We start from the raw sequence: 24,006 nt of genomic DNA, 5'->3' as shown, positions 1-24,006 counted from the left end.
CCCCGGCCCGGCGCCCTCAGGCCAGGGCGCGGGCCAGCCGGGGGTCGGCGCCCCGGCGCAGCGGCAGCCCCAGCGAGGCACCGGCCGCGGCCAGCGTCATGGCGTACGAGTCGACGGCCCGGCGCACGTTGGGGGCGTCCAGGCCGGCTCCCGTCACCAGCCGGTCGAGGTCGACGTACGCCGAGCGCACGACCTCGATCCAGCGGTAGACCCGCCAGTCGCGCTGCCAGTCCGTGGTGTGCGCGCCGGGCAGCAGGGACTCCCAGCGGCGGAACATACGGTCGCGGATCTCCGGCCGGGTCGGCGTCAGATGCATGTGCCGGACCAGGTCGTAAAGGGGGTCGCCGACGACGGCCATCTCCCAGTCGATGAGGGTGAGCGCCGGCCCGTCGTCGCGGCGGACCAGGTTCCACGGGTTCAGGTCGCCGTGCAGCAGGGCGGGTTCGCGCGGGCCGACCCGGTGGCGGGCGAGGATCTCGGCCAGCCGGTCGGCGTCGGGCAGGCCCAGGAAGCGGGCCGCCTGCTGCGACTCGGCGGGCAGGTCGCGGACCATCTGGACGAGCTGGCCGCAGAGCCACTCGTGGAACCGGCCGCCGCCCGCCGCCGGGTCCAGCGAGCGGTAGTTCACCCCGGTCAGCGCGCACAGCTGGTCGACGAGCCGGTCGGCCTCGTGGGGCCGCAGGCCGTCCACCGGGTGGCTGGGGGGCCGGTCGATGTCGGGCTGCCCCTCGTAGGTATGGATGGCGAACTGGTCGGTGCCGTCGCTGCGGCCCAGCGCCAGCACCCGGGGCGCCGACACCCCCGCGCCCGAGGTCTCGACGGCCCGCAGCACGGCGTGCTCGCTGAGGAAACTGCGTTCGCGGCGCGGCACATGGGCCACCCTGCGCCGGACCACGACGGGGAAGTCCACGCCGTCCGGCCACACCACGGAGTTCAGGTGCGCGGTGCCCTTGAACACCCGGCCGGCCGGTGCCGCGCCCTCGGCGGCCAGCGCGCGGTCCACCGCGGACGGCGGGAAGTCGGCGCGCAGGGGGACGCGCCGGTCCCGGGACCACGCGATGCGGTGGGCACCCGGGGCCCGGTCCCGGCGGGTGGCGTCGGCCCGGGAGGCCCGCCATCGCTGGAGGATCCGGCCGATCTCGTCCGTCTCCGGCACGTTCCCCAGCGCGAGGGGCTGTGCCGCGTCCTCCAGGGCCCGGCGCACCCGGTGCGTCGCGAGGTCGAGTCCGCGCTGGTCGAAAGCTTCCTCCAGGGACCGCGCGGCCCGCATGACCTCCGGGAACAGCGACTGGGCCCGCTCGAGGGCGACGTACCGGTCCAGGTCCCGGCCCAGCCCGTTGAGGGCCGCGGGCCGTACCGCGCGCATGGCGTCGGCCCACAGGTCGATCACGCGGGACCACTGCGCGGCCGGGTAGCGCATCCGCACCAGGTGCGTGGCGAGGTCGTACAGGGGGTCGCCGTAGGTGGCCAGTTCCCAGTCGACGCAGACGACCGGCGGATCGCCCCCGTGGGGCACGACCAGGTGCTCGCGGCGCAGGTCGCCGTGCAGGAGGCTGTAGGGCCGGCGGGCCAGGGACGGGATCCGCTCGCCCAGCCGGAGGAGGGCGTCCTCGGGGATGCCCAGCGCCTTGAACAGCCCGCCGAAGAGAGGCTGTCCGGGCTGCCGGAGCTGCTCGTCCGCCATGCGCGCCAGGGCCCGCAGGAAGGCGCGGCTGTCGGTGTAGTTGCCGGGCCAGCCGGCCGGCAGCGGGGGCAGGGCCGTCCGGCGCACCTGGGTCAGCCGGGCGAGCAGCGCGGTGAGCGCCTTCATCGGGCCCGGCCCGACGGGCTCGCCGTCGGCGCACAGGCCGGTCAGGGGAACGCCCTCCACATGGCTGTGGACGGTGTAGCCGTCGCCCTGCACCAGGCACTGCGGCACCTCGGGCAGGACGCTCCGGACGGCGGCGAGGACCCGGGTCTCGTCCCGCCAGGTCCGGACGGCGGCGGGCGGGACGCCGGTGCGCTGCACGCGGACCGTGACCGGGGTGCCCGGCTCACGGCCCAGCAGACGGGCCGCCGGCCCGGTCAGCGGCATCGTGCGGCGGTGGTGCCGGTGGCCGCCGTCCGGCCCGGCGGGGGCCGCGGTGCCGACGGCGTCCGCGGCGAACGCGCCGAAAGGATCCGGCGCGATGTGCTCCCGCGGGGGAGGCGCGGGAACGGGGGGTGCGCCCACTGGCCACTCCGGGGACTCGCACGACGAAGGACGACGAAGGACGACGAAGGACGACGACGAAGGACTGCGAGGAGGACGAGGAAAGAGAGGAGAGGAGGAAAAAGGCACGGCGGACCGCTCGGCTCCGGGCCGGCGCTCCGGAGGGCCGGGGTCCTGGCCGGGTGGGCCCGACGGGTGGTCGGCCACCCGTCCGTCCGGGGCCGGCCGGCCTGATCCGGACGCCGGGCCGGAGCACAGGTGCATGCGGTGCGGGCATGCTAGCGCACCCCCGGCCCCTGCCCGTCGGGCTCGCCCGGCCGGGTGCCCGTGCGGGTGCGGCGCCCGGGTCAGGCCCCCCGCAGCACCTGGAGGACGAGTTCCAGCGAGCCGACGACGGTGGTGGCCCCGGCGTCGCGCAGCAGCTTCTCCTTGCGCGGGTTGCGGGCGTAGCCGAGGAAGGGGACCCCGGCCGTCCGGGCGGCCTGGAAGTCGGTGGCCGCGTCACCGATCATCAGGGCGTCCTCGGGGGCCGCGCCGGTGGCGTTCAGGGCCCGGCGCAGACAGTGCGGGTCGGGCTTGAGGAGGTGGAGGTCCTGGGTGCGGCCGTAGACGTGCGGGGCGAAGCAGGACAGCAGGCCCCGGCCGGAGAGGTAGTCGCGGACCACGCGCGCGGAGTTGTTGGTGGCGACCGCGAGACGTACGCCGACCGCGGCCCAGGTGCGGATCAGCGGGTCGGCGTAGGCGGTCGGCATGGCGAGCCGGGAGGCGCGCAGCTCGTGCTGGGTGAGACGTTCCTCCAGCTCGGCCAGGAGGTCGCTGCCGGGGTGCCGGCGGTCCACCGCGCGCAGCACCACGTGCGGGTCCACGGCCTCGCGTTCCTCGTCCTCCAGCAGCCCTCTGAGTCCTCTTCCCTCCAGCCACTCCACCAGGTCTCCGGCCACCCGTTCCGCGGAGTGGCCGGCGAACAGCCGGCAGACGGGGCCGTCGAAGTCCCAGAGCACGACCCGCGCGCGACCGGTCAGCCGCCGCAGCCGTTCGGCGTCGTTCCTCGTCTCAGAAGTCACTAGGAGAGTGTCAGGTCCGTGGTGATGGTTTCCCAGAGGGCGTCGAACCACGTCCGCGACTGCTCCACGAACGCCTCGTCCCGCGGTCCGCTGCGCCGGTCGAAGGAGAACAGCAGCGACTCGGTGCCGAGCACGTCGTACATGTCGAGCGTCTCGCCGTCGGTGGTCTCCTCGCGGCGGGACACCATGTAGTACGCGAACAGGGCCTCGGTGCCGTTGAGGACGTACAGCTTGGCCGGCGGGGTGAAGGGCAGCGCGCGGAAGCCGACCCGGACGTCGATGCCGTGCGTGGAGCGCAGGGACTGGAGGTTGTGGCGCAGGACATGGCCCTGGGCGTTGCGCTGGGCGAGCCAGCGGTCGTGGACGTCCTCGGCGCGGCCCTCGACCGGGACCGGGAAGGCCAGGTTGATCTTCCGCGAGGGCAGCAGGATCCGTACGTCGATGGACTCGGGGCGCACGCTGCCCACGTGGATGCGGCGCAGCGGCTCGCTGAGGGCGAGCATCAGCGTCTCGGCGGTGAGGCAGGCGGCGTCGATGCGGACGTGCGGGGCGGAGAACGCCTCGGTCAGGCGTGAGGCGAGGGCGACCATGGTCGGCTGCGGTCTGGCCTGCGCGGGGGCGGGCTCGGCGATGCGCGGGGGGCTGCCCTTGCTCACATTGCTGAGCAGGCCGTCCTCCTGGAGGGCGCGCAGCGCCTGGCGGACCGCGCCGCGTTCCACCCCGAACTCCTCGGCCAGTTCCGCCTGGGTCTTCAGGCGGTCGCCCGCCTTGAGTTCCCCGGTCCGGATCCGCTCGCGCAGAGTGGCGGCTATCTCCTGGGGCGTGAGCCTTCTGCTGCCGTTCACTGCCACGTTCTCCTGGGTCACGACCAAACGCTACAACTCTCACCCATCTATGGGGAGTTGCTTGAAAGTTGTTTATGAGTATCGACCAAGTGGGGACAACCTAATCAGAGTTGGTCACCAACTTCGCCAAGTTGGCGGAAGCTTTACCTCCTGCCCGAAGGGGGAACCACCGTGCCCGTCCTCGCCCTCCTCTCCGCGGCCCTCGTCCTCGGCATCGAGCAGCTCGTCCAGTGGAAGTACGGCCCCACCGGCATCGTCGGACTGCTCCTGCTCACCATCGGCATCAAGGCGAGGAGCCCCGCCGTCAGCTCCCTCGGCGCGGTCGTGCTCGCCCTCCTGGTGACCGCTCCCGCCCTCTGAGCAACTTCCCGCCATCTTGGGCCAGTTCATGCGCGGGTGGTTAGAAGTCGGCTCCAAGTGGACATAAGAACAGTGAAGTTGGTCGCCAACTCAGGTGACCTGGTCAAACTTCTCGGGGGGTTGGCCCCCGCCGAGCTCCCCTCCGGAGGGGAGCCGAGAGCTCGGCGGACGCAGACGTACAGCCACAACTGAAGACCTGCGCACGGATCAGCACAGCCACAACCGAACAGCACAGCCACAACCGAACAGCTCGCTACGGATGAGCGGCACAGCCACAACCGAAGAGCACACCAGCACCGTCACCGGCCGGAAGGAGCACCCGTCAGAACACGTCCGGGCACCACGGCCGCCTGGACGTCCGCAGCAGGGCGTCGGCCAGCCGGGCGGCGCCCGCCCGCTGTTCCCGGACCCGCCCCAGCGCCGCGAGCCGCACCGCCGACTCGTCGCCCAGCCACAGCGCGCCCAGCTCACCGGCGCCGAGCACCAGATCGGCGTCCCGCGTGGTCGGCGCACAGGACGCGCCCTCGGCCGACGCCTCCAGCAGATACCGCCCGGCGGCCGGGCCCGCCTCGTCGGCCACTTCCAGCACCAGCGCGCCCGCGCCCCCGTACGTCCGCGCCTCCAGCGCCCGTACGACGTCCAGGACCCGCACCCACAGCCAGTCCGACTGGGTGGTGAGCCGGGCCGCGCGCGGATCCGGCAGCAGCAGCGGCAGCAGGTCGTCCGGGGCCCGCCAGCCCGACTTCACCCGGGTGATCCAGTCGATCGAGCACAGGTAGTGCCACAGCGCCCGCTCCGCGGCCGGGGTCGCCGCCACCATCCAGTCCACGCTCGCGGTGTTGTGCGGCTGCTTGACCTGCCAGTTGTCGTCCGACCGGTACGACACCAGCCCCTCGACCCCGCCGTCCCCGGACCGGTACACCGCGAAGAACGGCTCGCTCCACGGAGAACGCTCCAGCCGCAGCGCGCCGGTGGCGACCTGCCACCACCGCTCGCTGCGGTCGACCGCTCCGGGCTGCGCCCGCCGCACCCGCTCGTACAGCTCCGGCCCCAGCCCGCGCACGTCCTGCGGGTCCACGAGGTCGACCCGGCCCTCGGCCGGCCCCGACCAGCGCCGGTCCAGCCCGGTCCGGGCGACATCGACCGTCCACTCGGCCGCCCAGGTCGCCGGCCCGAACCCGAACCGCCCGTAGATCGGGTACTCGGCCGCGATCAGCGTCGCCACCACGTCCCCGCGCTCCTTCGCGGCCGCCAGATCCACGGCCATCATCCGGCTGAGCAGTCCGCGCCGCCGGTGCGTCGGCGTCACCGTCACATTGGTCACCGCGTCCGCCGGGACGACCGCCCCGCCGACGGCCGTGAGCTCCTGGGCGAAGGAACGGAAGGTCGCCACACAGCGCCCGGCGTCGAACGCGCCCAGCGTCCGGGACAGGTCCACGGAGGAGGCCCGGTCGGCGGCCTCCGCGTCCGAGACGGCCGGGGTGCGCAGGAACCCCGTGTTCAGCGCCCGGGACCAGTCGGGGACCTCGGCCTCGGTGACGGGGCGGACGACGATGTCGGCAGGGTCGGTCATGCCGCCACGGTAGGTGCCCGCCCAAGCCGTGTCGCGCGCATTTCCCGCCCCGGGCGTCCGCGCGCGGACGTCAGACCAGCAGGTCGTCCACCTGGGCCTCGCCCTCCCGGTAGCGGCGCGCGATCTCCGCGCTGCACGCGTCGGTCGTCCCCTGGAGCCCGGCCCGGCGCCGGGACACCTCCTGCTCGTACCGGACGAGCCGTCCCATCGCGGCGTTGAGCTCCCGGTCGGTCCGCGCGCCCAGGTCGGACAGCTCGACCTCGGCGAGCATCTCGGCGGCCAGCCGCCGGTACTCCTCGCCGTGCGGCGTACCGACCGTGACGTGCCGTGCCGAGGACCGGTGCCGGGCGGGCCCGTCGGTGAGGATCTCCGACAGGCGTGCCATGACGGACACCTCGCCCGGCTGCGCGGGCAGGACCGCGCCGCGCCGCGCCTGCTCCGCACGCAGGATGTCGATCCGTCCCTGGAGCAGCCGCCGCACATAGCTGAGGTCGGCCTCGTCGCGCTGCGCGTCCCGCCGCAGCGTGCGCAGCTCGGACAGGCTCAGCAGGCCCGGATCCGGCACGGGAGCCTCCCCGGGGAGTGCGGTGCCCGCCGGGCTCTCCGTCCGCTGCGCGGGCGGGAGCTGGGTGGTCGCGCCCAGCTGCCCGGTACTCGGTGTGCTCATCCTCTACCGTCCCCTCGACCGGCGTGTGGGAAGCATCGTGCCACCCCACGTGGCCGCTATGTGACCGAGTGCCCCCGAACGGCCCTAGATGGCCCTTGAGGATCGAAATGGAAGGCCCGGCTCGGCCACGGCCGGCCGCACGGCATGATGGTCCGCATGCGTGCAGTGGTGCAGAGGGTGGACGGCGCGAGCGTCGTCGTGGACGGCGAGACCGTCGGGGAGATCACCGGCGAGGGCCTGTGCGTCCTGGTGGGGGTCACGCACGAGGACACGAAGGAGAAGGCGGCCCAGCTGGCCCGCAAACTCTGGTCGGTCCGCATGCTGCGCGACGAGCGGTCGTGCAGCGACATCGACGCCCCGCTGCTGGTCGTCAGCCAGTTCACCCTCTACGGGGACGCCCGCAAGGGCCGCCGCCCCACCTGGAACGCGGCGGCCCCGGGCGAGGTCGCCGAGCCCCTCGTCGAGGAGGTCGTGTCCCAGCTCCGCGCCCTGGGCGCGACGGTGGCGACGGGCCGCTTCGGCGCCGCGATGCGGATGTCCCTGACGAACGACGGCCCGTTCACCGTACTGCTGGAGATCTAGGGCCGCGGAACCCAGGGGCTGTCGGGCCCCCGGGGACAGCCGGGAGTCCCTAGGGCTCTACGACGACTTCCTGGGCGGCCGCGGTGTCCCCCGCGACCAGGCGCGCGTCCACCGGCACGTTCCGCTTGACCAGCGCCAGCGCGACCGGCCCCAGCTCGTGGTGGCGTGCGGACGACGTCACGAAGCCGATCCTGCGGCCGTCCGGCCCGTCGTCCGCGAGGCGGATCTCGGTCCCGGGGACCGGGAGACGGACCTCGCTGCCGTCGAGGTGGAGAAAGACGAGCCGGCGGGGCGGCTTGCCGAGGTTCTGCACCCGGGCGACGGTCTCCTGCCCGCGGTAGCAGCCCTTCTGGAGGTGGACGGCCGAGCCGATCCAGCCCAGCTCGTGCGGGATGGTCCGGTGGTCGGTCTCGAAACCGAGCCGCGGCCGGTGGTGCTCCACCCGCAGCGCCTCGTGGGCGAGGATCCCGGCGGCCGGGCCGGCCTTCCCGGCGTACGCCTCCAGCTCCGCGCGCGGCAGGAACAGATCCCGCCCGTACGCCGTCTCCCGGACCACGGCCCCGTCCGGGACCGGGGCGATGGAGCCGGCGGGGACGTGGACGACGGCGAAGTCGGCGGTCCGGTCGGCCACCTCCACCCGGTAGAAGAACTTCATCGACTCCAGGTACGCGATCAGCGTCTCCTGGGTACCGGGCTCGACATGGGCCCAGACGGTCGCGCCGTCGTCGACGAGGTAGAGCGCGTGTTCGATGTGGCCGTTCGCGGAGAGGATCAGCGCCTCGGTCGCCTCACCGGCCGGCAGTTCGCTCATGTGCTGGGTGAGCAGCAGATGCAGCCAGCTCAGCCGGTCGTCGCCGGAGACCGTGACGACACCGCGGTGGGAAAGGTCCACGAAACCGGCGCCGTCGGCGAGGGCGCGCTGCTCGCGGAACAGGTCGCCGTAGTGGGCGGCGACGCCTTCGTCCGCTCCCTCGGCGGGAACGGCGCCGGGCAGGGACAGCAGGGGGCTCTTCATGCGCTCAAGCCTACGACTCGGTAGTTGAACTCTTCAGGGAGCAGTCCTTGCAGCGGCCGAAGATGGCGAAGTGCTTCATGTCGGTGTCGAAGCCGAACTCCTCGCGCAGCTTGGCCGTGAAGTCGGCGGCCACGGAGAGATCGGCCTCGATGACGTTGGTGCAGTCCCGGCAGACGAGATGGATGTGATGGTGCCGGTCGGCCAGGTGGTAGGTGGGCGCCCCGTGCCCCAGATGGGCGTGCGAGACGAGTCCCAGCTCCTCCAGTAGTTCCAGCGTCCGGTAGACGGTGGAAATGTTGACCCCCGACGCCGTCCTCCTCACTTCCGCGAGGATGTCGTCGGGGGTCGCGTGCTCCAGGGTGTCCACAGCTTCGAGGACAAGCTGGCGCTGCGGCGTCAGTCGGTAGCCGCGCTGCCTGAGGTCGCTCTTCCAGTCGGTGCTCACCACACCCTCGAGTCTAGGACGACCGGGGCACTTCCCCGTCGGGGGTGAGGATTCCGTCGAGCAGCGCCACAGCAAGCGTGTCGCGGAATTCGCTCGTCGCCCGGACCAGGTCGGTATACGCCCGGATCTGATCGTCCAGCGCGGCGAGGGTGGCGCCGATCGCGCGCTGTTCCCCGACCGGCGGTACGGGCACGGGCAGTTCACCGAGCGTCCGCATGCTGATCGAGGGGATGACGGCGGCGACCGCGCGCGCGCGGATCCAGTCCTGCGCGGTCGCCGCGCTCAGACACGCGGCCAGATAGGGCGCGAGCACCGGCCCCTCCGACGGCAGACGGAGTCTGATCAGGTTGGGGTGGAACAGCCAGCCTGCCTGTTCCCGGGTCACGAGAGCCGAACGGCCGACGCTTCCCGTGCGGGTGACGAGGATGTCGCCCTCGGCCAGCAGGTATTTCGGCAGGGTCCGCGCCCGGTCCTGGCTCACGGCGGGCACCGAAGCGGGCTCACCGGGCACGATCCGCTGCCCGAGCAGGTCACGCGGGAGCACCACGGGCACGCCGCCGTCCGCCGCTGTACGCTCCTGGTCCGTTGACCGTCCGCCCCCTGGGCCGGTCTGCATCGACGCGCAGATCTCTTTCAGGGGCAGGCGCGGCCAGTCGTGGGACGGCATCGGTTGCTCGGTCCTCCTCACAACCCGTACCTCCTCAGGCGTCGTACCGCCTCCGCGTCGGCCGTCTCGACCCGGCCGCGGAGCGTTTCGATCTCTGCGGCCAGACGGTCCAGGCGCGCCCGCGTCTCGCCGGTGCCGACTGGGCCGGGCGCGAGATCGCGGACGTAGAGATGGGGCTCCAGCCGGTGGCCGTGCTCGCTGATCACCTCGGTCGGCACAGCCCGGCTCAGCCCGGGTGTCCCGCCGTAGACGCTCTCGCGCTCCGCAGCCCGGTTCCATGCCTCGTACTCCCGTACCAGCAGCGCGATCTCGTCGTCGGACAGGGCCCTCTGAGTGCGGGTGACACTGTGGCCAAGAGCTCCCCCGTCGACGAAGAGCACGTCGCGGCCCCGTGCCTGAGGGGTGCCGGGAGCGCGGAGCAGCCAGATCTGCGTCTTGACCGCGGTGAGCGCGAAGAGCCCTGCGGGCAGGGCGATCACGCACTCGACGACCCCGGCCTCCACCAGTCCGCTCCGGATCAGCTGAGCGGCTCCCCCGGTGAAGGCGGCGGCGGCGGGCATGAGCACCGCGGCCCGGCCACCGGGAGCCAGCCGCGACACCACGTACTGGAGCCAGTCGAACTCGGAACGGCGAGCCGGACCATATTTCCAGTACGGCGGCTCGGGTACATCGCTGGGGACTCGGGTGCCGAAGGGGGGGTTGGTGATCACCAGGTCGAAAGCGGCTGCGGGATCTCCCGGACCGAGGGCGGGAACGGCCGGCCCGCTCTGCAGCCGGGCGCCGAGCGCTCCGTGCATCCGCAGGTTCATACGCGCGAGACGCAGCGCACGCTCCTGGCGGGCGCGTCCGCTGCCGCCCGGCCCCGTCGAGCCACCCCGCTCGGTGACCGCGTCCCGGTAGGCGACCAGCAGCTCACCCGCGCGGCAGTAGGGATCGTGCGGCTCCGGGGCGGCGGGCTGTACGGCGGCCAGGGTTCCGGCCATGACGCGGCTGACGGAGCGGGGAGTCCGGTACTCACCCCCTTCGCGGGCGTCGGCGTCGAGGAGCGTGGTCAGGACGTGGTCGAATGCCTGAAGACTCTCGTGCGCGGGGACCGGGAGGCTGCGGTCGAGGACTTCCCCGATCTCAGCCATCAGCCGACGGGGGAAGATCTTCTCCGGTGGCTCGATCTGCCCTTCCATGACAAGGAGATTGTCCACGGCGGACTTCCAGCCGTGGGGCTCCTGGACAGCCACGAAGACGAGATACAGCAGCCACTCCAGGTAGTCGGCGAGCGACATCGGTCCGCGGACCCGCTCCGCCTCCGGTCCGGCGAGCCTGGCCACTGCCTTGAGCATGCCTCCGGACGAGGTTCCGGCCAGCGCCGCCCGGAAGCGGTCGCCGTAGGTGGTGCCTGCGGGCTCACCCGGCCTCAGTGCGTTCGACGGTACGGCTCTGGTGGACAGCCAGGTCAGCACCTCGTCCGCGCGGAATCGCCCGGGTTCCGCACCAGGCCCCTCCTCGTCCGCCACGGGGACCGGCGAAGGGTAGTCGGTGTGCCGTCGCTCCCAGTTGCTGACGGCGGGGCGCTTGACCCCGGCGAGGCGGGCGATGTCGGGCCGGGAGACGAGGACACCCGCGAACTCGCCACGGCCGTCGCCCGGCCGGGGGGCGATGTCGGTCACGCTGTCTCCCGGGTTCAGAAGTGAGCCGGCCTGGTGCCGCTGAGGGCCTGTCCCCGTCCCGCGAGCACGGCCGGGAACCGGTCCATGGCCTGCGCTTCCTTGGCGAGTGTGGGGTTGAGGTAGCCGAGCACGCGATAGATCTTGGCATGGTCCGCCGCGAGGTGCCGGTGGAAGACCGGCTCGTGGTGCATGATCCGGTTGCGGAAGCGGACCAGCGACAGAAGGCCGTCGTGCAGGTCGGCGCGGCGCCCCCGGTAATGGGGGAACGCCTTGTGCGTCGCGGGCACCCAGAAGCCTCGGTCATAGCCGCGCGCACCGCTCACCAGGGAGATCCAGAAACCGAAGGACAGCTCGGCGACGATGCCGTCCACCGGGGCGGGAACGGACACGTTCCGCTCGCACTTCGCGCGCGCGTCGCCGACCAGCCTGAGGCCGTTGACGTTGAGGGGCGCGCATTCCCACCAGTCCGGACGGCCGTGGTGTCTGACGAGTTCGTCGTGCAAGGCGTTCCGCAGCGTGACCTCCAGGCAGTGCAGAGGTCCGTAGAGCGCCGCGGACACCGACACGTTCCACCAGTACAGACGCACCGCCGCCGCGGCGTCGCCACCTGCCGCTGCGAGGTAGGTGGCCATACGCGGCTTCGACAACGCCTTTGCCAGCCACTCGGGCAGATCATCGGCCATCAATTCCCCCTGCTTGAGACGCGTTCTGCTAGAGTGGTCGGCGTACGTCCTGGGTCCGCCTCTGCCTTGCATGCCGCTCGGGACACGGCTTTGGGAACCCCGGTCGCAGACGTGTTGCGACCGGGGTTCCGTGCATTCACGGCCAAGCCCCGCGACGCCATGCACGACACTAGCCCCACCTTGCGGCGCGAAGCAACCGCATTGCCATGCGATTCGAACTGTTAACCCCCTGCAGCGCGGAAAACAGGGCCCCGCGAACAGCGCGAGGCCCTGAGTAAGTCAGTGGTGTGCCGCCATCGCGACAGCGGCTTCACCGAGCGCGACGGCCGAAAGCGGGGCCTACTTGAAGAAGGCGATCCCGTCGTCCGGAAGGTCGTCCGGCAGGGCCTTCGCCCAGCGCTCGACCTCCTCGGGAGTGACAGTCTTCTTGAGCTGGGCCGACATGTAGGGGCGCAGCTCGACCTCGGGGGTCTGCTTCTCGCCGACCCACATCAGGTCGCTCTTGACGTAGCCGTACAGGCGCTTGCCGCCGGAGTAGGGGCGGGAGGCCGCCGTGCGCGCGACCGCGTCCGTGACCAGGTCGATCTGCGGCTTCTTGTCGGCCAGCTCGCCGTACCAGATCTCGACGACGCCGTCGTCGCGGGTCATCGTGACCTCGACCTTGCGGCCGGCGTCGATGCGCCAGTAACCGGTCTCGGACTCCAGGGGGCGGACCTTGTTGCCGTCCTTGTCCAGCACCCACGTGTGCGAGCGGTACTCCAGGAAGTCGCGTCCGTCGTGGGTGAAGGAGACCTCCTGCCCGAAGTTGCACTTCTCGGAACCGGGGAAGTCGTGCACACCCGCGCCGGCCCACTTGCCGAGCAGGAACGCGAGGGGGACGAGGTCCTTGTGGAGGTCCGACGGAATCTCGATCATCAGCGGTAGTTCCTAGACGTGGTTCAGCGCTGGCCCTGGTACAGCTTCTTCACCGACAGAGCGGCGAAGGCCGCCACAGCGACACAGACCAGGCCCAGCAGGATTTCGAAGAAGAGGATCACAGGGTGCTCCTTGGTGAGCGGAGGGTTTCGGTGCACACGACCGGGCCCCAGCTTACGCGGCCGGGGCCCGGCCCTCTCTGTGAGGTGCGCCCACCGAACGTCAGCCGTCCAGGCCGGTCCGCTTCACCCCGCCGACGAAGGCCGACCATGCCTCGGCCGTGAAGACGAGAGGGGTGCGGGCGGTGTCCTTGCTGTCCCGGACGGGGACGAGCGGGGGGAGGCTGTCGGAGACTTCGAGGCAGTCGCCGCCGCTCGTGTTGCTGTGGCTGCTCTTGCGCCACGCGGCGGTGCGGAGGAGGTCGTCGGAGACTTCGATGCATGCGCCGCCGTCCGGGTTGCTGTGGCTGCTCTTGCGCCACGCGGCGGTGCGGAGGAGGTCGTCGGAGACTTCGACGCACTGGCCGCCGTCCGAGTTGCTGTAGCTGCTCTTCCGCCACGTCACGCCGCTCAGGTCGATGGCTCGCACGGCATTCCCTCCAACATCCGCAGGATGAACTTCCGCGACTCGGCGGGGCTCAACGCCAGGTCTCGTACCGCATCATAGGTGCGGTACAGGCGCTCCACCCTGCCTGTTTCCTCGACCAGTTCACCCCACACATCGTTCTCCGCGTAAGCAACCGTTCTGCCATCCAGCAGGCGCAGGAACATCACGTCGGTGCTCGCCAAGCCGTGGAGCCCGGTGCCAAATGGCAGCACGTGCAGGGTGATGCTCGGCCGCTCCGACATCTGCGCCAGATACCCCAGTTGCTCTCGCCAGTCGCCCGGACTGCGCAGCGAGTTGCGCAGTACTGCCTCGGAGAGGATCACGCGGAAGGGCGGGGGCTCGTCCGACTCCAGCAGCACTCGTCGTCCCAGTCGCGCATCGACCTGCTGTTCCAGCTCTCGGCCCCGGAGGCCGCCCGCCGCGAGCGCCTCACGCACGTACGCGGCCGTCTGAAGCAGGCCAGGTGGCCTGCTCACTCCGTAGTGCCACAGGCTGATCGCCTCCGCTTCCAGCACCATGTACCGCCGGTACTGCTCCTTGAACTGCGTCGGGTCGGCCATCGCCAGCTCCCACAGGGTCAGCAGCAGTCCCGGGGTCCCGTAGTACTGGTCGAGCGCCTGGGCGATCTCGGGGCCGCCCAGCGTGTGCCCGTTCTCCAGCTTGCTGAAGGTCGACGAGTCCCAGCCGGCCACGTCCGCCAACTCGCGCAGGCTCAAGCCCCTCTCAGCCCGCAGCGACCGCAATTCCTCCGCGAACCGCAGCCTCGGTTCCTGGCTCCGGCCCGTGATCGCCCGCCTCGGCGGCATCTCGCCCCTCCGTCCCCTGCGCCGTTGAATTTGTTGAATTAAGGCCGCCCGTTGTGGAAGTAACGCCCGTCAACGCCACATCGGCCCCCGCCCTGGGCCATCCTCGTAGCACCCAGGAATGCACTCAGAGTAGTTCAACCGTCGCATTCCGTAAGAAAGTTCCGCAAAAAGGAGGCCCATGGAACCCGGAACGCTCCTCTACGACCCCGCCACCGGCAAGATCGGCGAGTACCAGGACCGCCAAGGCCCGCACGCCCTGCTGCGACCCGTCGGCGGGGGCCGCGAATGGGAGGCCGACCCGGCGGCCCTGCGGCCGGCCACGGACCGGGAGCGGCTCAGCGCGCGCGTACGGGCGGCCAACAGGTCGGCGACCGCGCCGCCCGGCCCGGACCCCGCCCACAGCCCGCCCCGGCCCGAGCCCGGCTGCCCGGCCTGCGAGGAGCTGACCGCGCTGCGGCGGATCGCTCGGGCGGCGTACGACCACAGCGCGGAGACGGACGCGAACGTCCTGCTGCGCCAGCACCAGCGCCAGGACCACCGATGACCGGGCCGGGCGCGCGCGACGCGCGGGGCGGGCCCCGAGGGCACATCGTCCAGGAGCCGGTCCCCAGGTACGCTCTGCCGCCCGCGCCCCTCCCACCACCGCCACCGCCCACGGAGGCCGGCCCTCCCCCACGGACCCGCCGAAGGCGTCGGCGGCACAGGCACCGGCACGACGACGCCCTGTGGAGCGGCCTGCTCACGGCGGCGAGCGTCGCGTGCCTGCTGGTGGCCTCCGGCCTGCGCCTGTTCGAGTAGACGGACGCATTACGCTGCGCGCATGGCGAAGAACCTGGTGATCAAGGTGACGGCGGGCGCGGACGCGCCCGAGCGGTGCTCGCAGGCGTTCACGGTCGCGGCGGTCGCCGTGGCGAGCGGCGTGGACGTGTCGCTGTGGCTGACCGGCGAGTCGGCGTGGTTCGCGCTGCCGGGCCGGGCGGCGGAGTTCGAACTGCCGCACGCCGCGCCGCTGCCGGACCTGATCGAGTCGATCCTGGCGGGCGGACGCGTCACCCTGTGCACGCAGTGCGCGGCCCGCCGGGACATCACGGAGAAGGACGTCATCGAGGGCGTCCGGATCGCGGGGGCGCAAGTGTTCGTGCAGGAGTCGCTGGCGGACGACACCCAGGCACTCGTGTACTGACCTACGCCTCGGTCCACAGACAGAACGGGTGCCCCGACGGATCGGGAGGCACCCGTACGTCGTCCTGGGGCTGGTGCTCCGCGAGCGTGGCCCCCTCCGCCGGCGCCCGCGCGGTCCCGGCCGCCAGGTCGTCGGCCCCGACGTCGAGGTGCAGCGTCCGCCTTCCTACCGCGGCCGCTTCCTGCCGTCGAGCTCGTCCCACCACTCGTCGGACTGAGGGTCCCCGGAGGGGTCGTCCCACCAGCGGTCCTCGGGCCCCCGCCGGTTCGCGACCATCGCGGCGACGGGCGGGATCACCATGGCCACCACGCACATCCCCACGGCGACCGGCACGGACCACAGGCGTACGACGGCCCAGGCCAGGACGAAGAGCACCAGGCAGGTGCCCATCATCACGAAGTACAGGTGCCGTCGCCGCGCGTACACATGTCCAGAGTAGATCCGGGCATGCCGAAGGGCCGCCGCTCAGGTGTCCAACCCGGGAGCTGCGGCCCTACGACGTCTTCGTGCCGTCAGACGGCGATCGCGACCTCGGCGAGGCCGCCCTGCTGGGCGACGACCGTGCGGTCCGCGGTGCCGCCGGGGATCAGCGCGCGAACGGTCCAGGTGCCCTCGGCCGCGTAGAACCGGAACTGGCCCGTGGCGGAGGTGGGGACCTCCGCGGTGAACTCGCCGGTCGAGTCGAGCAGGCGCACGTAGCCCTGCACCGGCTCGCCGTCGCGGGTCACCTGGCCCTGGATGGTGGTCTCACCGGGCTTGATCGTCGAGGCGTCGGGGCCGCCGGCCTTCGCTCCGCACATGTGCAACTCCTAGCTGGGAAAGGTCGGTTGGGTCTTACTTGTTGGCGCCGAGCTCGATCGGCACGCCCACGAGGGAGCCGTACTCGGTCCAGGAGCCGTCGTAGTTCTTGACGTTCTGCACGCCGAGCAGCTCGTGCAGCACGAACCAGGTCAGCGCGGAGCGCTCACCGATGCGGCAGTAGGCGATGGTGTCCTTCGCCAGGTCGACCTGCTCGTCCTCGTAGAGGGCCTTGAGGTCGTCGTCCGACTTGAAGGTGCCGTCGTCGTTGGCGTTCTTCGACCACGGGATGTTGCGGGCGCTCGGCACGTGGCCCGGACGCTGCGACTGCTCCTGCGGCAGGTGCGCCGGGGCGAGCAGCTTGCCGGAGAACTCGTCGGGGGACCGGACGTCCACCAGGTTCTGGCTGCCGATCGCCGCCACGACGTCGTCGCGGAAGGCACGGATCGAGGCGTCCTGGGCCTTGGCCTTGTACTCGGTCGCCGGGCGGGCGGGCACGTCGGTGCCGTCGACCAGCTCGCGGGCGTCCAGCTCCCACTTCTTGCGGCCGCCGTCGAGAAGCTTGACGTTCTCGTGGCCGTAGAGCTTGAAGTACCAGTAGGCGTACGAGGCGAACCAGTTGTTGTTGCCGCCGTAGAGGACGACCGTGTGGTCGTTGGAGATGCCCTTCTCCGACAGGAGCTTCTCGAAGCCCTCCTGGTCGACGAAGTCACGGCGGACCGGGTCCTGGAGGTCCTTGGTCCAGTCGATCCGGATGGCGTTCTTGATGTGGTTCTTCTCGTAGGCCGAGGTGTCCTCGTCGACCTCGACGATGGCGATCGCCGGGTTGTCCAGGTTCTCCTGAAGCCAGTCGGCGTCGACCAGGACGTCGGTGCGGCTCATGCTCGTTCTCCTCCGGGGCAGTTGCGGCGGGGGTGTGCGTGAAGAATGGGTGCGCGGCCGGGCATGCGGCAGAGCGCGCAGGTGCCCTGGGAGCAGGGCGGCTGGAGAATGCGGCCGGCTTCGCTGCCGGGCCGCTCAGAAGGGGCGACAGAGCATGGCGGCGACGCGGCACAGGTCTACTGCCCGCCGCTTCGTGAGGTCCGCCTGTCGCTTCATGTGCTCGATCGTAGGGACGGACAGCGGGGCGTGTCACCGGCGTGTCGCATGTTGAGACACGATCGTCCGCATCGCGGGACCGCGAGTGCCGGAAGGCTGTCCCCGCACGGGTTCCGGAGCCGTCGCAGGGCCCCGGCATCTGCGGTGCGGACCAGGCTGTCTCGCCTTTCGGACAGTCGGCCGCTCACGCCTCCCCGGACCTACCCGACCAGCCGGACGTCCGAACCCTTCACGGAGATCTCGACGCCGTTCTCGGCGGCCTCCACCTTGTCCAGCTCGATCCCGCCGGGCAGCTGCTCGATCGCCTGGTCGAAGTCGGTGATCTCGCGGACCTTGTCCTCCGCGATGGTCACGCCGCCCAGCTCGGGCAGCGCGTCGGCCTTGACCCGGACGGTGTCGCCCTCGACGGTGACGGTGCTGAGCACATCGACCGGGCGGGGCAGCTTCGCGCCGAGGACCGACGCCTCGACCGCGACCTTGATCTTGCCGTTGCCGCCGTCGGACAGGCCCACGACCTCGGCCGTGACACCGGGCGCGACCTGGGTGGGCCCGGACTTGGCGGTCTTGAGCAGCTCGTCGTAGGAGATGGTGGCGACGCCGGTGGCGGAGGCCGCGGTGGCGGAGCTGTAGTCGCCGGAGAACCGGACGCCCTTCATGTTCGCCCGGAGGTCGTCGATGCGGATCTGCTTGCCGTCGCCGGTGTCCGCCTCGTAGTCCGCCATGCCGACCTCGACGTCGTCGAGTTCGCCGCCGGCCATCTGCGTCAGGAACGGAAAGCCCTTGATGGACACGTCCGGCGTCCGGGCGAGGCCCTCCGTGGTCCGCAGCCTGTCGGCGGCCTCGTCCTCGGCGAAGTTCACGGCGAGGCGGTCCGCGACGACGAAGACGCCGCCCAGCACCACGGCGACGATCAGGATTATTCGCAGCGCTCGCATGTTCCCCCACCTCGGCGTACGTTCGGTCGCCTGTCACGGTAACCCGGGCGGGCGAGGGCGCCCTCGGATTGTCGATCAGCTGTGACGGAAGGGCCGGGGCGAACCCGCCCCGGCCCTTCGCGTGCTTTCCCTGCGGCTCCTCCTCCGGAGCCCCCGGTCTACAGCCCCCGGCCCAGCACCCACACCACCGGCGCGGCCGCCGCCAGCGGCAGGGCGACACCCGCGGTGAAGTGGACGAAGCGGGACGGGTAGTCGTAGGCGGCGACCCGGTGGCCGATCAGCGCGCACACCGCCGCTCCGGCGCCGACGAGGGCGCCCCGGGTGCCGGCCCCGGTCATGCCGCCGGCCGCGATGCCCGCGCCGGCCGCCGCGAGCAGCGCCACGACGACGGAGGCGGGCGTCGGCAGGGGCAGCGCCCGGGCCGGCACGGCCACGGCGACCGCCGCCGCACCGACCGTCGCCGCGTCGGGCTCCGCCGCGAGGAAGGCGGCCGCGAGGATCGCGAGCGCCGCCGAGACCACGGTGGCCATCAGGCCGTACATCCGCTCGTCCGGGTCGGCGTGCGAGCGCAGCTGGAGGACCAGGACGAGCAGCACCCAGACCCCGAGCGTGCCGAGGATGGCCGCCGGGGCGTCGTCCCGCCCGACCACCAGCAGCGCCGCGTCCGCGGCGAGCGCCCCGGCGAAGGCGAGCGCGATGCCCTGCCGGGCCGGCCACATGCCGTTCAGCCGGAACCAGCCCGCGGCGGTGAGGCCCTGGAGCGCGACCAGCGGCACGAGCAGGGCGTACGAGCCGATCGCCGCGGCACCCGACAGCAGCAGACCCAGCAGTGCCGTGAGCAGCGCGGGCTGCATGCCGGGGTCGATGATCGGGGAGCGGCCCTCCAGCCGGGCCCGCTGGGCGTCGGTGATCCGGGAGTTGCCGGCGAGGGTGGCGGGACCGTAGGCGGGACCGGAGCCGTCGGCGGACCCGTCGGCGGACGGGGCGGAAGCCGCGGCTGGCGCGGGCACGGCGGCACCAGGAGCGGGCATCGCGGCACCGGCCCCCGGCATCGGGCTCCCGGCCCCCGGCATCGGGCTCCCGGCCCCCGGCATCGCGGCACCGCCGGCGAAGCCCTGCGCGGGCGGCTGCGGCTGCTGCCAGCCCTGGAGCCGCGCCTGCGCCTGGGCGTCGCCCTGCCCGTGAGCGGGCCCCTGGGCACCGCCCTGCGCCTCCGGCGTGCCGTACTGCTGCGGCGCCGGATACGCCGCGCCCGCGGTGCCCCCCGCGTCGACGGGGGCCTGGAGCTGGGTCTCCCAGGTCTGCCCCTGCCACTGCTGGGTGGTCTGCGGGTCCTCGTAGGACTGCGGATAGGGCTGCTGCTGCGCGTACGGGTCGTACGCGCCGCCCCGGCCGTCGTGCTGACCGCCGTAGGGCCCCTGATAGCCCTGGTGAGGCTGGTTGCTCATGGTCCGGTCATCCTCCTGCGAACGGCGGGAGCACCTCGACCGTGCCGCCCTCGGCCAGCCGTACCGTGTCGTGCGCGCGGGTCCCGACGGGGTCGCCGTCGACGAGGAACGAGCAGCGCAGCAGGACGCGTGCGAGTTCGCCGGGGTGCCGCTCGCGCGCCGCGTCGAGCGCCCCGGCGAGCGTCCCGGCCTCGAAGCGCTCCTCGGCGACGCCGGCCGCGGCCTTGGCGGCGGCCCAGTAGCGGACCGTGACCTTTGCCATCTCGTCCCTCTAGTCGGTTCGGCAGTGAACAGGGTCAGGCTAGCCCGCCCTGGACACCGCCCAGTCCCCGATCCTGGCCAGCAGGGCGTCGCCGGCGGCGTGCTCGGCGTGGCCCATGCCGGGCTCCAGCCAGAGTTCGCCGTGCTCGCCCGCGGCGGCGGCCAGCATGCGGGGGTGGTCGAGGGGGAAGTAGCCGTCCCGGTCGCCGTGGACGATCAGCAGCGGGGTGGGCGCGATCCGCGGGACCGCCTCCACGGGTGACAGCGGCACGGGGTCCCACTCCTTGCCGTGGATGCGGGTGCGGAAGCCGTAGCGGCCGACGAGCCGGCCCGCGGGGCGGGTGACCAGCCAGTGCAGCCGCCTCATGGGGGCGGTGCCGCGGTAGTACCAGCGGGCGGGCGCGCTGACGGAGACGACCGCGTCGGCGGCGCCCGGGTGCAGCGCCGCGTGCCGCAGCACGACCGAGCCGCCCATGGAGAAGCCGACGGTGACCACGCGCGTGTGCCCCCGTTCCCGCGCGAAGGCCACGGCTGCGGCCAGGTCGAGCACCTCCCGGTCGCCGACCGTGGAGTGGCCCCCGGAACGGCCGTGACCGCGGAAGGAGAAGGTGAGGACGGCCCCGTACCGTCCGAGCGCGGCCGCGATGCGGCGCACGTGCGGCCTGTCGACGTCCCCCGTGAAGCCGTGGGCGACGACGAACACCGGATCGACGGGGGGTGGCGGGGAGGTGTCCGGCGCGGTGCCGCGTCCGTCGGGCGCTTCGTATACAACCGGACGCGGATCGTATACGAAATCGATCCGAACCCCGTCGGCCGTGCGCAGATACGTCCGCAATGGTGCACTTCCGCCTGTCTCGCCATGCGGACGAACGGTGGAACGTGCCACATCACCTGCCGGAGCGTTGCTCATGTCGGCTATTCTGCTGGGCAGAGGACTCGGGCAGCGTTGCCCCCGGGTCCTTTTGTGCTTTCGGAAGCGTTGTATACGAAGCGGGAAACCGCAGGTGTACGGGGCCCCGGGATCGCAGAGCAGTTCCGTACCGCATCGTCCTCGCAGGGACCGAGGAAGGAACCAGACGTATGAGTTCTCTGCTGCTCCTGACCAACGCTCTCCAGCCGTCGACGGAGGTGCTCCCCGCCCTCGGCCTGCTTCTGCACAACGTGCGGGTCGCCCCGGCGGAGGGACCCGCGCTCGTCGACACCCCGGGCGCCGACGTGATCCTCGTCGACGGCCGCCGCGACCTTCCCCAGGTCCGCAGCCTGTGCCAGCTCCTGCGCTCCACCGGACCCGGCTGTCCGCTCCTGCTCGTCGTCACCGAGGGCGGCCTGGCCGCCGTCACCGCCGACTGGGGCATCGACGACGTCCTGCTGGACACGGCGGGGCCCGCCGAGGTGGAGGCGCGGCTGAGGCTCGCCATGGGCCGGCAGCAGATCGTCAACGACGACTCCCCCATGGAGATCCGCAACGGCGACCTCTCGGTCGACGAGGCGACCTACTCCGCCAAGCTGAAGGGCCGGGTCCTGGACCTGACCTTCAAGGAGTTCGAGCTCCTGAAGTACCTCGCCCAGCACCCCGGCCGCGTCTTCACCCGCGCCCAGCTGCTCCAGGAGGTCTGGGGCTACGACTACTTCGGCGGCACCCGGACGGTCGACGTGCACGTACGACGGCTGCGGGCGAAGCTCGGCCCCGAGCACGAGGCGCTCATCGGAACCGTCCGGAACGTCGGTTATCGATTCGTTACTCCCGAAAAAGTCGAGCGCGCCGCCGACGAGGCGAAGGCCAAGGCGGCCCGGCCAAAGCCGGAAGATGCGGACAACACCGCCTCCCAGACGGCCGCAGAGGTCACGGCCGACGCATGAGGGACAGCCGGGCGGGGCGTTGCACCCGCACAGGGAGCTCCTCACCGAGCTCCTTCACGCCCTGCCCAGAGCCGGTCCATCCGCGTAGACTCCGCGCGTGGCCAAGGTGACTCGGGATGACGTTGCACGACTTGCGGGAACCTCCACCGCCGTCGTCAGCTACGTCATCAACAACGGACCCCGGCCGGTCGCCCCGGCCACGCGCGAGCGTGTCCTCGCCGCCATCAAGGAGCTGGGCTACCGGCCCGACCGTGTCGCGCAGGCCATGGCCTCGCGGCGCACGGACCTCATAGGTCTGATCATCCCCGACGCGCGCCAGCCCTTCTTCGGGGAGATGGCGCACGCGGTCGAGCAGGCCGCCTCCGAGCGCGGAAAGATGGTCCTGGTCGGCAACACCGACTATGTGAGCGAGCGCGAGGTGCACTATCTGCGCGCGTTCCTCGGGATGCGCGTCTCGGGCCTGATCCTCGTCTCCCACGCGCTGAACGACATGGCGGCCGCCGAGATCGAGGCATGGGACGCCCGTGTGGTGCTGCTGCACGAGCGGCCCGAGTCCATCGACGACGTCGCCGTCGTCACGGACGACCTGGGCGGCGCCCAGCTCGCCGTGCGCCACCTGCTGGAGCACGGCCACCCGTACGTCGCCTGCATGGGCGGCACCGCCGAGACCCCGGCCGTCGGCGACCCGGTCTCCGACCACGTCGAGGGCTGGAAGCGCGCGATGGACGAGGCGGGCCTGTCCACCGAGGGCCGGCTGTTCGAGGCGCCGTACAACCGCTACGACGCCTATCGCGTCGCCCTGGACATCCTGTCCGGGCCCCGCCGCCCGCCCGCGGTCTTCTGCTCCACCGACGACCAGGCGATAGGCGTGCTGCGCGCGGCGCGCGAACTGCGGATCGACGTTCCCGGCGAGCTGGCCGTGGCCGGCTTCGACGACATCAAGGAAGCGGCGCTGGCCGACCCGCCGCTCACCACGGTCGCCTCGGACCGCTCGGCGATGGCCCGCGCGTCCGTCGACCTCGTCCTCGACGACGGGCTGCGGGTCGCGGGCTCCCGCCGCGAGCGGCTGAAGGTCTTCCCCTCGCGGCTGGTGGTACGCAGCTCCTGCGGCTGCGTGTAGCCCCCGCCGGACAGTCCTTCATATCGGGCATACGAGGTTCTGCCGGGCTTCTCAGACGGCACTCAGGAAGCTCTCATGGTCGGGCGCCAAGCTCCTGGACATGACCGAGAGCAACCGCCGAAGCGGCGAGTACGAGCACCCGTACCAGGGCGGCGCGCAGCACCCGTACCAGAGCGGCGAGCAGTACCCCGGCGCCCCCTCAGCGAGCTTCGCGAACCCGGTGAACGCCCAGACCCCGGCACCCCCGGCACCTCCGGCGCCCCCGGTGAATCCGGAGTGGCCGCCTCCGCCCGCGTACGCGCCCACCACGCTGCTGACCGAGCCCGTGACCCGGCCGCGCGAGCGCCGGCGCGGCCCGGCGGCCCTTCTCGCCGCGGTCGCGATCGTCGCGGCGGCGGTCGGCGGCGGCACCGCCTACGGCATCCAGGAGCTGGCCGGCGACACCGCCACGGCCGCCGCCCCCGCCACCGACGTGGTCCCCGTCAGCAAGAAGGGCACGGTCGCCGGGGTCGCCGAGGCGGTCAGCCCGAGCATCGTGGAGATCAGCGCGACCGGCGGCGCCGGCTCCTCCACCGGCTCCGGCGTGATCATCACCGACGACGGCGAGATCGTCACCAACAACCACGTCGTCTCCGGCGCCTCGCAGATCAGCGTGCGGACCAGCGACGGCAAGGAGTATCCGGCCGAGGTCGTCGGCACCGACAGCGCCAAGGACCTCGCCCTGATCGAGCTGTCCGGCGCGTCCGGTCTCAAGGCGGCCTCCCTCGGCGACTCCGGCGCCGTCCGGATCGGCGACCAGGTCGTCGCGATCGGCTCCCCCGAGGGCCTCACCGGCACGGTGACCAGCGGCATCGTCTCCGCCCTCGACCGCGATGTCACCGTCTCCACCGGCGAGGGGCAGCAGCAACAGCAGCCGGACGGCGGCTGGCCCTTCGAGTTCGGCGGCCGCGAGTTCAACGGCGACACCGGTTCGTCCACGACGACGTACAAGGCGATCCAGACCGACGCGTCCCTCAACCCCGGCAACTCCGGCGGCGCGCTGATCGACATGAACGGCAACATCATCGGGATCAACTCCGCCATCTACTCGGCCGGTTCGAGCTCCTCCGCGGACGCGGGCAGTGTGGGTCTCGGCTTCGCGATCCCGATCGACACCGTGAAGGCGGACCTGGCGAAGCTGCGCGCCGGTGCGACCGACTGACCCGTCCGGCCGCCGTGAG

General features: G+C 72.1%; 29 protein-coding genes. 7 read left to right on the top strand and 22 right to left on the bottom strand.

Features of this window, described 5'->3' with window-relative positions; translation table 11 throughout:
* Nucleotides 1–16: 16 nt before the first annotated feature.
* The 3 genes from ACIQGV_RS25350 to ACIQGV_RS25340 form a co-directional block, all read right to left on the bottom strand.
* A complete protein-coding gene (locus ACIQGV_RS25350) occupies nucleotides 17–2,212 on the bottom strand; it encodes a phosphotransferase family protein (RefSeq protein ID WP_402497779.1) in 2,196 nt (731 codons plus the stop codon).
* 326 nt (nucleotides 2,213–2,538) lie between these two features.
* The gene (locus tag ACIQGV_RS25345) at nucleotides 2,539–3,255 is read right to left on the bottom strand and encodes an HAD family hydrolase (protein ID WP_402497777.1); all 717 of its coding nucleotides are present in this window, start codon (nucleotides 3,253–3,255) and stop codon (nucleotides 2,539–2,541) included.
* Nucleotides 3,255–4,127 (bottom strand): winged helix-turn-helix domain-containing protein, encoded by an 873-nt coding sequence (locus ACIQGV_RS25340; protein WP_402497776.1) that lies wholly within the window; start codon nucleotides 4,125–4,127, stop codon nucleotides 3,255–3,257. The genes ACIQGV_RS25345 and ACIQGV_RS25340 overlap by 1 nt, the downstream gene beginning before the upstream one ends.
* A gap of 144 nt (nucleotides 4,128–4,271) precedes the next feature.
* Here ACIQGV_RS25340 and ACIQGV_RS25335 point away from each other — a divergent pair, with 144 nt between their 5' ends.
* A complete protein-coding gene (locus tag ACIQGV_RS25335) occupies nucleotides 4,272–4,460 on the top strand; it encodes a hypothetical protein (RefSeq protein ID WP_402497774.1) in 189 nt (62 codons plus the stop codon).
* A gap of 322 nt (nucleotides 4,461–4,782) precedes the next feature.
* Here the strand turns inward: ACIQGV_RS25335 and ACIQGV_RS25330 are convergent, their stop codons facing one another.
* Both ACIQGV_RS25330 and ACIQGV_RS25325 read right to left on the bottom strand, forming a co-directional pair.
* On the bottom strand, nucleotides 4,783–6,033 hold the full coding sequence (locus ACIQGV_RS25330) for a GNAT family N-acetyltransferase (protein WP_402497771.1): 1,251 nt from the start codon (nucleotides 6,031–6,033) through the stop codon (nucleotides 4,783–4,785).
* 70 nt (nucleotides 6,034–6,103) lie between these two features.
* Nucleotides 6,104–6,700, bottom strand: a complete 597-nt coding sequence (locus ACIQGV_RS25325) for a hypothetical protein (RefSeq protein ID WP_402497769.1) — start codon at nucleotides 6,698–6,700, stop codon at nucleotides 6,104–6,106.
* A gap of 156 nt (nucleotides 6,701–6,856) precedes the next feature.
* On the opposite strand from ACIQGV_RS25325, the gene dtd reads away from it, so the two are divergent.
* The gene (dtd, locus tag ACIQGV_RS25320; RefSeq protein WP_402497767.1) at nucleotides 6,857–7,282 is read left to right on the top strand and encodes a D-aminoacyl-tRNA deacylase; all 426 of its coding nucleotides are present in this window, start codon (nucleotides 6,857–6,859) and stop codon (nucleotides 7,280–7,282) included.
* A gap of 49 nt (nucleotides 7,283–7,331) precedes the next feature.
* Here dtd and ACIQGV_RS25315 read toward each other — a convergent pair whose 3' ends face one another.
* The 8 genes from ACIQGV_RS25315 to ACIQGV_RS25280 all read right to left on the bottom strand — a co-directional run bounded on the left by ACIQGV_RS25315 (nucleotide 7,332) and on the right by ACIQGV_RS25280 (nucleotide 14,083).
* Nucleotides 7,332–8,297: a YgfZ/GcvT domain-containing protein gene (locus tag ACIQGV_RS25315; RefSeq protein ID WP_402497765.1), complete on the bottom strand. Its 966-nt coding sequence runs from the start codon at nucleotides 8,295–8,297 to the stop codon at nucleotides 7,332–7,334.
* A gap of 10 nt (nucleotides 8,298–8,307) precedes the next feature.
* Nucleotides 8,308–8,745, bottom strand: a complete 438-nt coding sequence (locus ACIQGV_RS25310; RefSeq protein ID WP_402497763.1) for a Fur family transcriptional regulator — start codon at nucleotides 8,743–8,745, stop codon at nucleotides 8,308–8,310.
* 10 nt (nucleotides 8,746–8,755) lie between these two features.
* Nucleotides 8,756–9,409, bottom strand: a complete 654-nt coding sequence (locus ACIQGV_RS25305) for a restriction endonuclease subunit S (RefSeq protein WP_402497761.1) — start codon at nucleotides 9,407–9,409, stop codon at nucleotides 8,756–8,758.
* A gap of 17 nt (nucleotides 9,410–9,426) precedes the next feature.
* Complete coding sequence (locus tag ACIQGV_RS25300; protein ID WP_402497759.1) at nucleotides 9,427–11,073, bottom strand: N-6 DNA methylase; 1,647 nt, start codon at nucleotides 11,071–11,073, stop codon at nucleotides 9,427–9,429.
* 14 nt (nucleotides 11,074–11,087) lie between these two features.
* Nucleotides 11,088–11,756 (bottom strand): hypothetical protein, encoded by a 669-nt coding sequence (locus ACIQGV_RS25295; protein ID WP_402497756.1) that lies wholly within the window; start codon nucleotides 11,754–11,756, stop codon nucleotides 11,088–11,090.
* Nucleotides 11,757–12,095: 339 nt separating this feature from the next.
* The gene (locus ACIQGV_RS25290) at nucleotides 12,096–12,671 is read right to left on the bottom strand and encodes an FABP family protein (protein ID WP_402497754.1); all 576 of its coding nucleotides are present in this window, start codon (nucleotides 12,669–12,671) and stop codon (nucleotides 12,096–12,098) included.
* Between the two features lie 222 nt (nucleotides 12,672–12,893).
* Nucleotides 12,894–13,259, bottom strand: a complete 366-nt coding sequence (locus ACIQGV_RS25285) for a DUF397 domain-containing protein (protein WP_402497752.1) — start codon at nucleotides 13,257–13,259, stop codon at nucleotides 12,894–12,896.
* Nucleotides 13,241–14,083 carry a helix-turn-helix transcriptional regulator gene (locus ACIQGV_RS25280; RefSeq protein ID WP_402497751.1) on the bottom strand — a complete coding sequence of 281 codons (843 nt, stop codon included), beginning with the start codon at nucleotides 14,081–14,083 and terminating at the stop codon, nucleotides 13,241–13,243. Before ACIQGV_RS25280 ends, ACIQGV_RS25285 begins: the two co-directional genes overlap by 19 nt.
* 178 nt (nucleotides 14,084–14,261) lie before the next feature.
* Here ACIQGV_RS25280 and ACIQGV_RS25275 point away from each other — a divergent pair, with 178 nt between their 5' ends.
* Both ACIQGV_RS25275 and ACIQGV_RS25270 read left to right on the top strand, forming a co-directional pair.
* A complete protein-coding gene (locus tag ACIQGV_RS25275; protein ID WP_402497748.1) occupies nucleotides 14,262–14,627 on the top strand; it encodes a hypothetical protein in 366 nt (121 codons plus the stop codon).
* 276 nt (nucleotides 14,628–14,903) lie between these two features.
* Nucleotides 14,904–15,266 (top strand): DsrE family protein, encoded by a 363-nt coding sequence (locus tag ACIQGV_RS25270; RefSeq protein ID WP_402497745.1) that lies wholly within the window; start codon nucleotides 14,904–14,906, stop codon nucleotides 15,264–15,266.
* Between the two features lies 1 nt (nucleotide 15,267).
* Here ACIQGV_RS25270 and ACIQGV_RS25265 read toward each other — a convergent pair whose 3' ends face one another.
* From ACIQGV_RS25265 to ACIQGV_RS25225, 9 genes are all read right to left on the bottom strand, one after another.
* Entirely contained in the window at nucleotides 15,268–15,468 is a 201-nt protein-coding gene (locus ACIQGV_RS25265) for a VOC family protein (protein ID WP_402497743.1), read from the bottom strand.
* A complete protein-coding gene (locus ACIQGV_RS25260) occupies nucleotides 15,432–15,692 on the bottom strand; it encodes a DUF3099 domain-containing protein (protein WP_402497741.1) in 261 nt (86 codons plus the stop codon). The genes ACIQGV_RS25265 and ACIQGV_RS25260 overlap by 37 nt, the downstream gene beginning before the upstream one ends.
* An 86-nt stretch (nucleotides 15,693–15,778) precedes the next feature.
* Nucleotides 15,779–16,066 (bottom strand): DUF1416 domain-containing protein, encoded by a 288-nt coding sequence (locus tag ACIQGV_RS25255; RefSeq protein ID WP_402497738.1) that lies wholly within the window; start codon nucleotides 16,064–16,066, stop codon nucleotides 15,779–15,781.
* 34 nt (nucleotides 16,067–16,100) lie between these two features.
* Nucleotides 16,101–16,946, bottom strand: coding sequence for a sulfurtransferase (locus ACIQGV_RS25250; RefSeq protein ID WP_402497735.1), 846 nt, complete (start codon nucleotides 16,944–16,946; stop codon nucleotides 16,101–16,103).
* A gap of 135 nt (nucleotides 16,947–17,081) precedes the next feature.
* Nucleotides 17,082–17,162, bottom strand: a complete 81-nt coding sequence (locus ACIQGV_RS25245; RefSeq protein ID WP_350751515.1) for an Ms5788A family Cys-rich leader peptide — start codon at nucleotides 17,160–17,162, stop codon at nucleotides 17,082–17,084.
* Between the two features lie 200 nt (nucleotides 17,163–17,362).
* Nucleotides 17,363–18,097 carry a DUF2993 domain-containing protein gene (locus ACIQGV_RS25240; RefSeq protein WP_402497733.1) on the bottom strand — a complete coding sequence of 245 codons (735 nt, stop codon included), beginning with the start codon at nucleotides 18,095–18,097 and terminating at the stop codon, nucleotides 17,363–17,365.
* Nucleotides 18,098–18,255: 158 nt separating this feature from the next.
* On the bottom strand, nucleotides 18,256–19,545 hold the full coding sequence (locus tag ACIQGV_RS25235; protein ID WP_402497731.1) for a hypothetical protein: 1,290 nt from the start codon (nucleotides 19,543–19,545) through the stop codon (nucleotides 18,256–18,258).
* Nucleotides 19,546–19,552: 7 nt separating this feature from the next.
* On the bottom strand, nucleotides 19,553–19,807 hold the full coding sequence (locus tag ACIQGV_RS25230) for a MoaD/ThiS family protein (RefSeq protein WP_402497729.1): 255 nt from the start codon (nucleotides 19,805–19,807) through the stop codon (nucleotides 19,553–19,555).
* 39 nt (nucleotides 19,808–19,846) lie between these two features.
* Complete coding sequence (locus ACIQGV_RS25225; protein ID WP_402497726.1) at nucleotides 19,847–20,716, bottom strand: alpha/beta hydrolase; 870 nt, start codon at nucleotides 20,714–20,716, stop codon at nucleotides 19,847–19,849.
* A 170-nt stretch (nucleotides 20,717–20,886) separates the two neighbouring features.
* Here ACIQGV_RS25225 and ACIQGV_RS25220 point away from each other — a divergent pair, with 170 nt between their 5' ends.
* From ACIQGV_RS25220 to ACIQGV_RS25210, 3 genes are all read left to right on the top strand, one after another.
* Nucleotides 20,887–21,666 carry a response regulator transcription factor gene (locus ACIQGV_RS25220; RefSeq protein WP_402497724.1) on the top strand — a complete coding sequence of 260 codons (780 nt, stop codon included), beginning with the start codon at nucleotides 20,887–20,889 and terminating at the stop codon, nucleotides 21,664–21,666.
* 97 nt (nucleotides 21,667–21,763) lie between these two features.
* Nucleotides 21,764–22,786 carry a LacI family DNA-binding transcriptional regulator gene (locus ACIQGV_RS25215; protein ID WP_402497722.1) on the top strand — a complete coding sequence of 341 codons (1,023 nt, stop codon included), beginning with the start codon at nucleotides 21,764–21,766 and terminating at the stop codon, nucleotides 22,784–22,786.
* A 100-nt stretch (nucleotides 22,787–22,886) separates the two neighbouring features.
* Nucleotides 22,887–23,987 (top strand): S1C family serine protease, encoded by a 1,101-nt coding sequence (locus ACIQGV_RS25210; protein ID WP_402497719.1) that lies wholly within the window; start codon nucleotides 22,887–22,889, stop codon nucleotides 23,985–23,987.
* Nucleotides 23,988–24,006: the final 19 nt, after the last annotated feature.

It is taken from the genome of Streptomyces sp. NPDC093094, from assembly GCF_044754345.1.
In the GTDB taxonomy this organism is placed as follows: Bacteria; Actinomycetota; Actinomycetes; order Streptomycetales; family Streptomycetaceae; genus Streptomyces.
Note: the sequence above shows the minus strand (reverse complement) of the source record. Positions and strands in the feature narration are given on the sequence as shown.

Bases quoted from the DNA above. Each gene is read 5' to 3' on its own strand.
- ACIQGV_RS25315 (WP_402497765.1), bottom strand. From the start codon at position 8,297: ATGAAGAGCCCCCTGCTGTCCCTGCCCGGCGCCGTTCCCGCCGAGGGA.
- dtd (WP_402497767.1), top strand. From the start codon at position 6,857: ATGCGTGCAGTGGTGCAGAGGGTGGACGGCGCGAGCGTCGTCGTGGAC.
- ACIQGV_RS25210 (WP_402497719.1), top strand. From the start codon at position 22,887: ATGACCGAGAGCAACCGCCGAAGCGGCGAGTACGAGCACCCGTACCAG.
- ACIQGV_RS25295 (WP_402497756.1), bottom strand. From the start codon at position 11,756: ATGGCCGATGATCTGCCCGAGTGGCTGGCAAAGGCGTTGTCGAAGCCG.
- ACIQGV_RS25235 (WP_402497731.1), bottom strand. From the start codon at position 19,545: ATGAGCAACCAGCCTCACCAGGGCTATCAGGGGCCCTACGGCGGTCAG.
- ACIQGV_RS25290 (WP_402497754.1), bottom strand. From the start codon at position 12,671: ATGATCGAGATTCCGTCGGACCTCCACAAGGACCTCGTCCCCCTCGCG.
- ACIQGV_RS25220 (WP_402497724.1), top strand. From the start codon at position 20,887: ATGAGTTCTCTGCTGCTCCTGACCAACGCTCTCCAGCCGTCGACGGAG.
- ACIQGV_RS25240 (WP_402497733.1), bottom strand. From the start codon at position 18,097: ATGCGAGCGCTGCGAATAATCCTGATCGTCGCCGTGGTGCTGGGCGGC.
- ACIQGV_RS25280 (WP_402497751.1), bottom strand. From the start codon at position 14,083: ATGCCGCCGAGGCGGGCGATCACGGGCCGGAGCCAGGAACCGAGGCTG.
- ACIQGV_RS25250 (WP_402497735.1), bottom strand. From the start codon at position 16,946: ATGAGCCGCACCGACGTCCTGGTCGACGCCGACTGGCTTCAGGAGAAC.
- ACIQGV_RS25245 (WP_350751515.1), bottom strand. From the start codon at position 17,162: ATGAAGCGACAGGCGGACCTCACGAAGCGGCGGGCAGTAGACCTGTGC.
- ACIQGV_RS25275 (WP_402497748.1), top strand. From the start codon at position 14,262: ATGGAACCCGGAACGCTCCTCTACGACCCCGCCACCGGCAAGATCGGC.
- ACIQGV_RS25325 (WP_402497769.1), bottom strand. From the start codon at position 6,700: ATGAGCACACCGAGTACCGGGCAGCTGGGCGCGACCACCCAGCTCCCG.
- ACIQGV_RS25230 (WP_402497729.1), bottom strand. From the start codon at position 19,807: ATGGCAAAGGTCACGGTCCGCTACTGGGCCGCCGCCAAGGCCGCGGCC.
- ACIQGV_RS25330 (WP_402497771.1), bottom strand. From the start codon at position 6,033: ATGACCGACCCTGCCGACATCGTCGTCCGCCCCGTCACCGAGGCCGAG.
- ACIQGV_RS25305 (WP_402497761.1), bottom strand. From the start codon at position 9,409: ATGCCGTCCCACGACTGGCCGCGCCTGCCCCTGAAAGAGATCTGCGCG.
- ACIQGV_RS25225 (WP_402497726.1), bottom strand. From the start codon at position 20,716: ATGAGCAACGCTCCGGCAGGTGATGTGGCACGTTCCACCGTTCGTCCG.
- ACIQGV_RS25255 (WP_402497738.1), bottom strand. From the start codon at position 16,066: ATGTGCGGAGCGAAGGCCGGCGGCCCCGACGCCTCGACGATCAAGCCC.
- ACIQGV_RS25270 (WP_402497745.1), top strand. From the start codon at position 14,904: ATGGCGAAGAACCTGGTGATCAAGGTGACGGCGGGCGCGGACGCGCCC.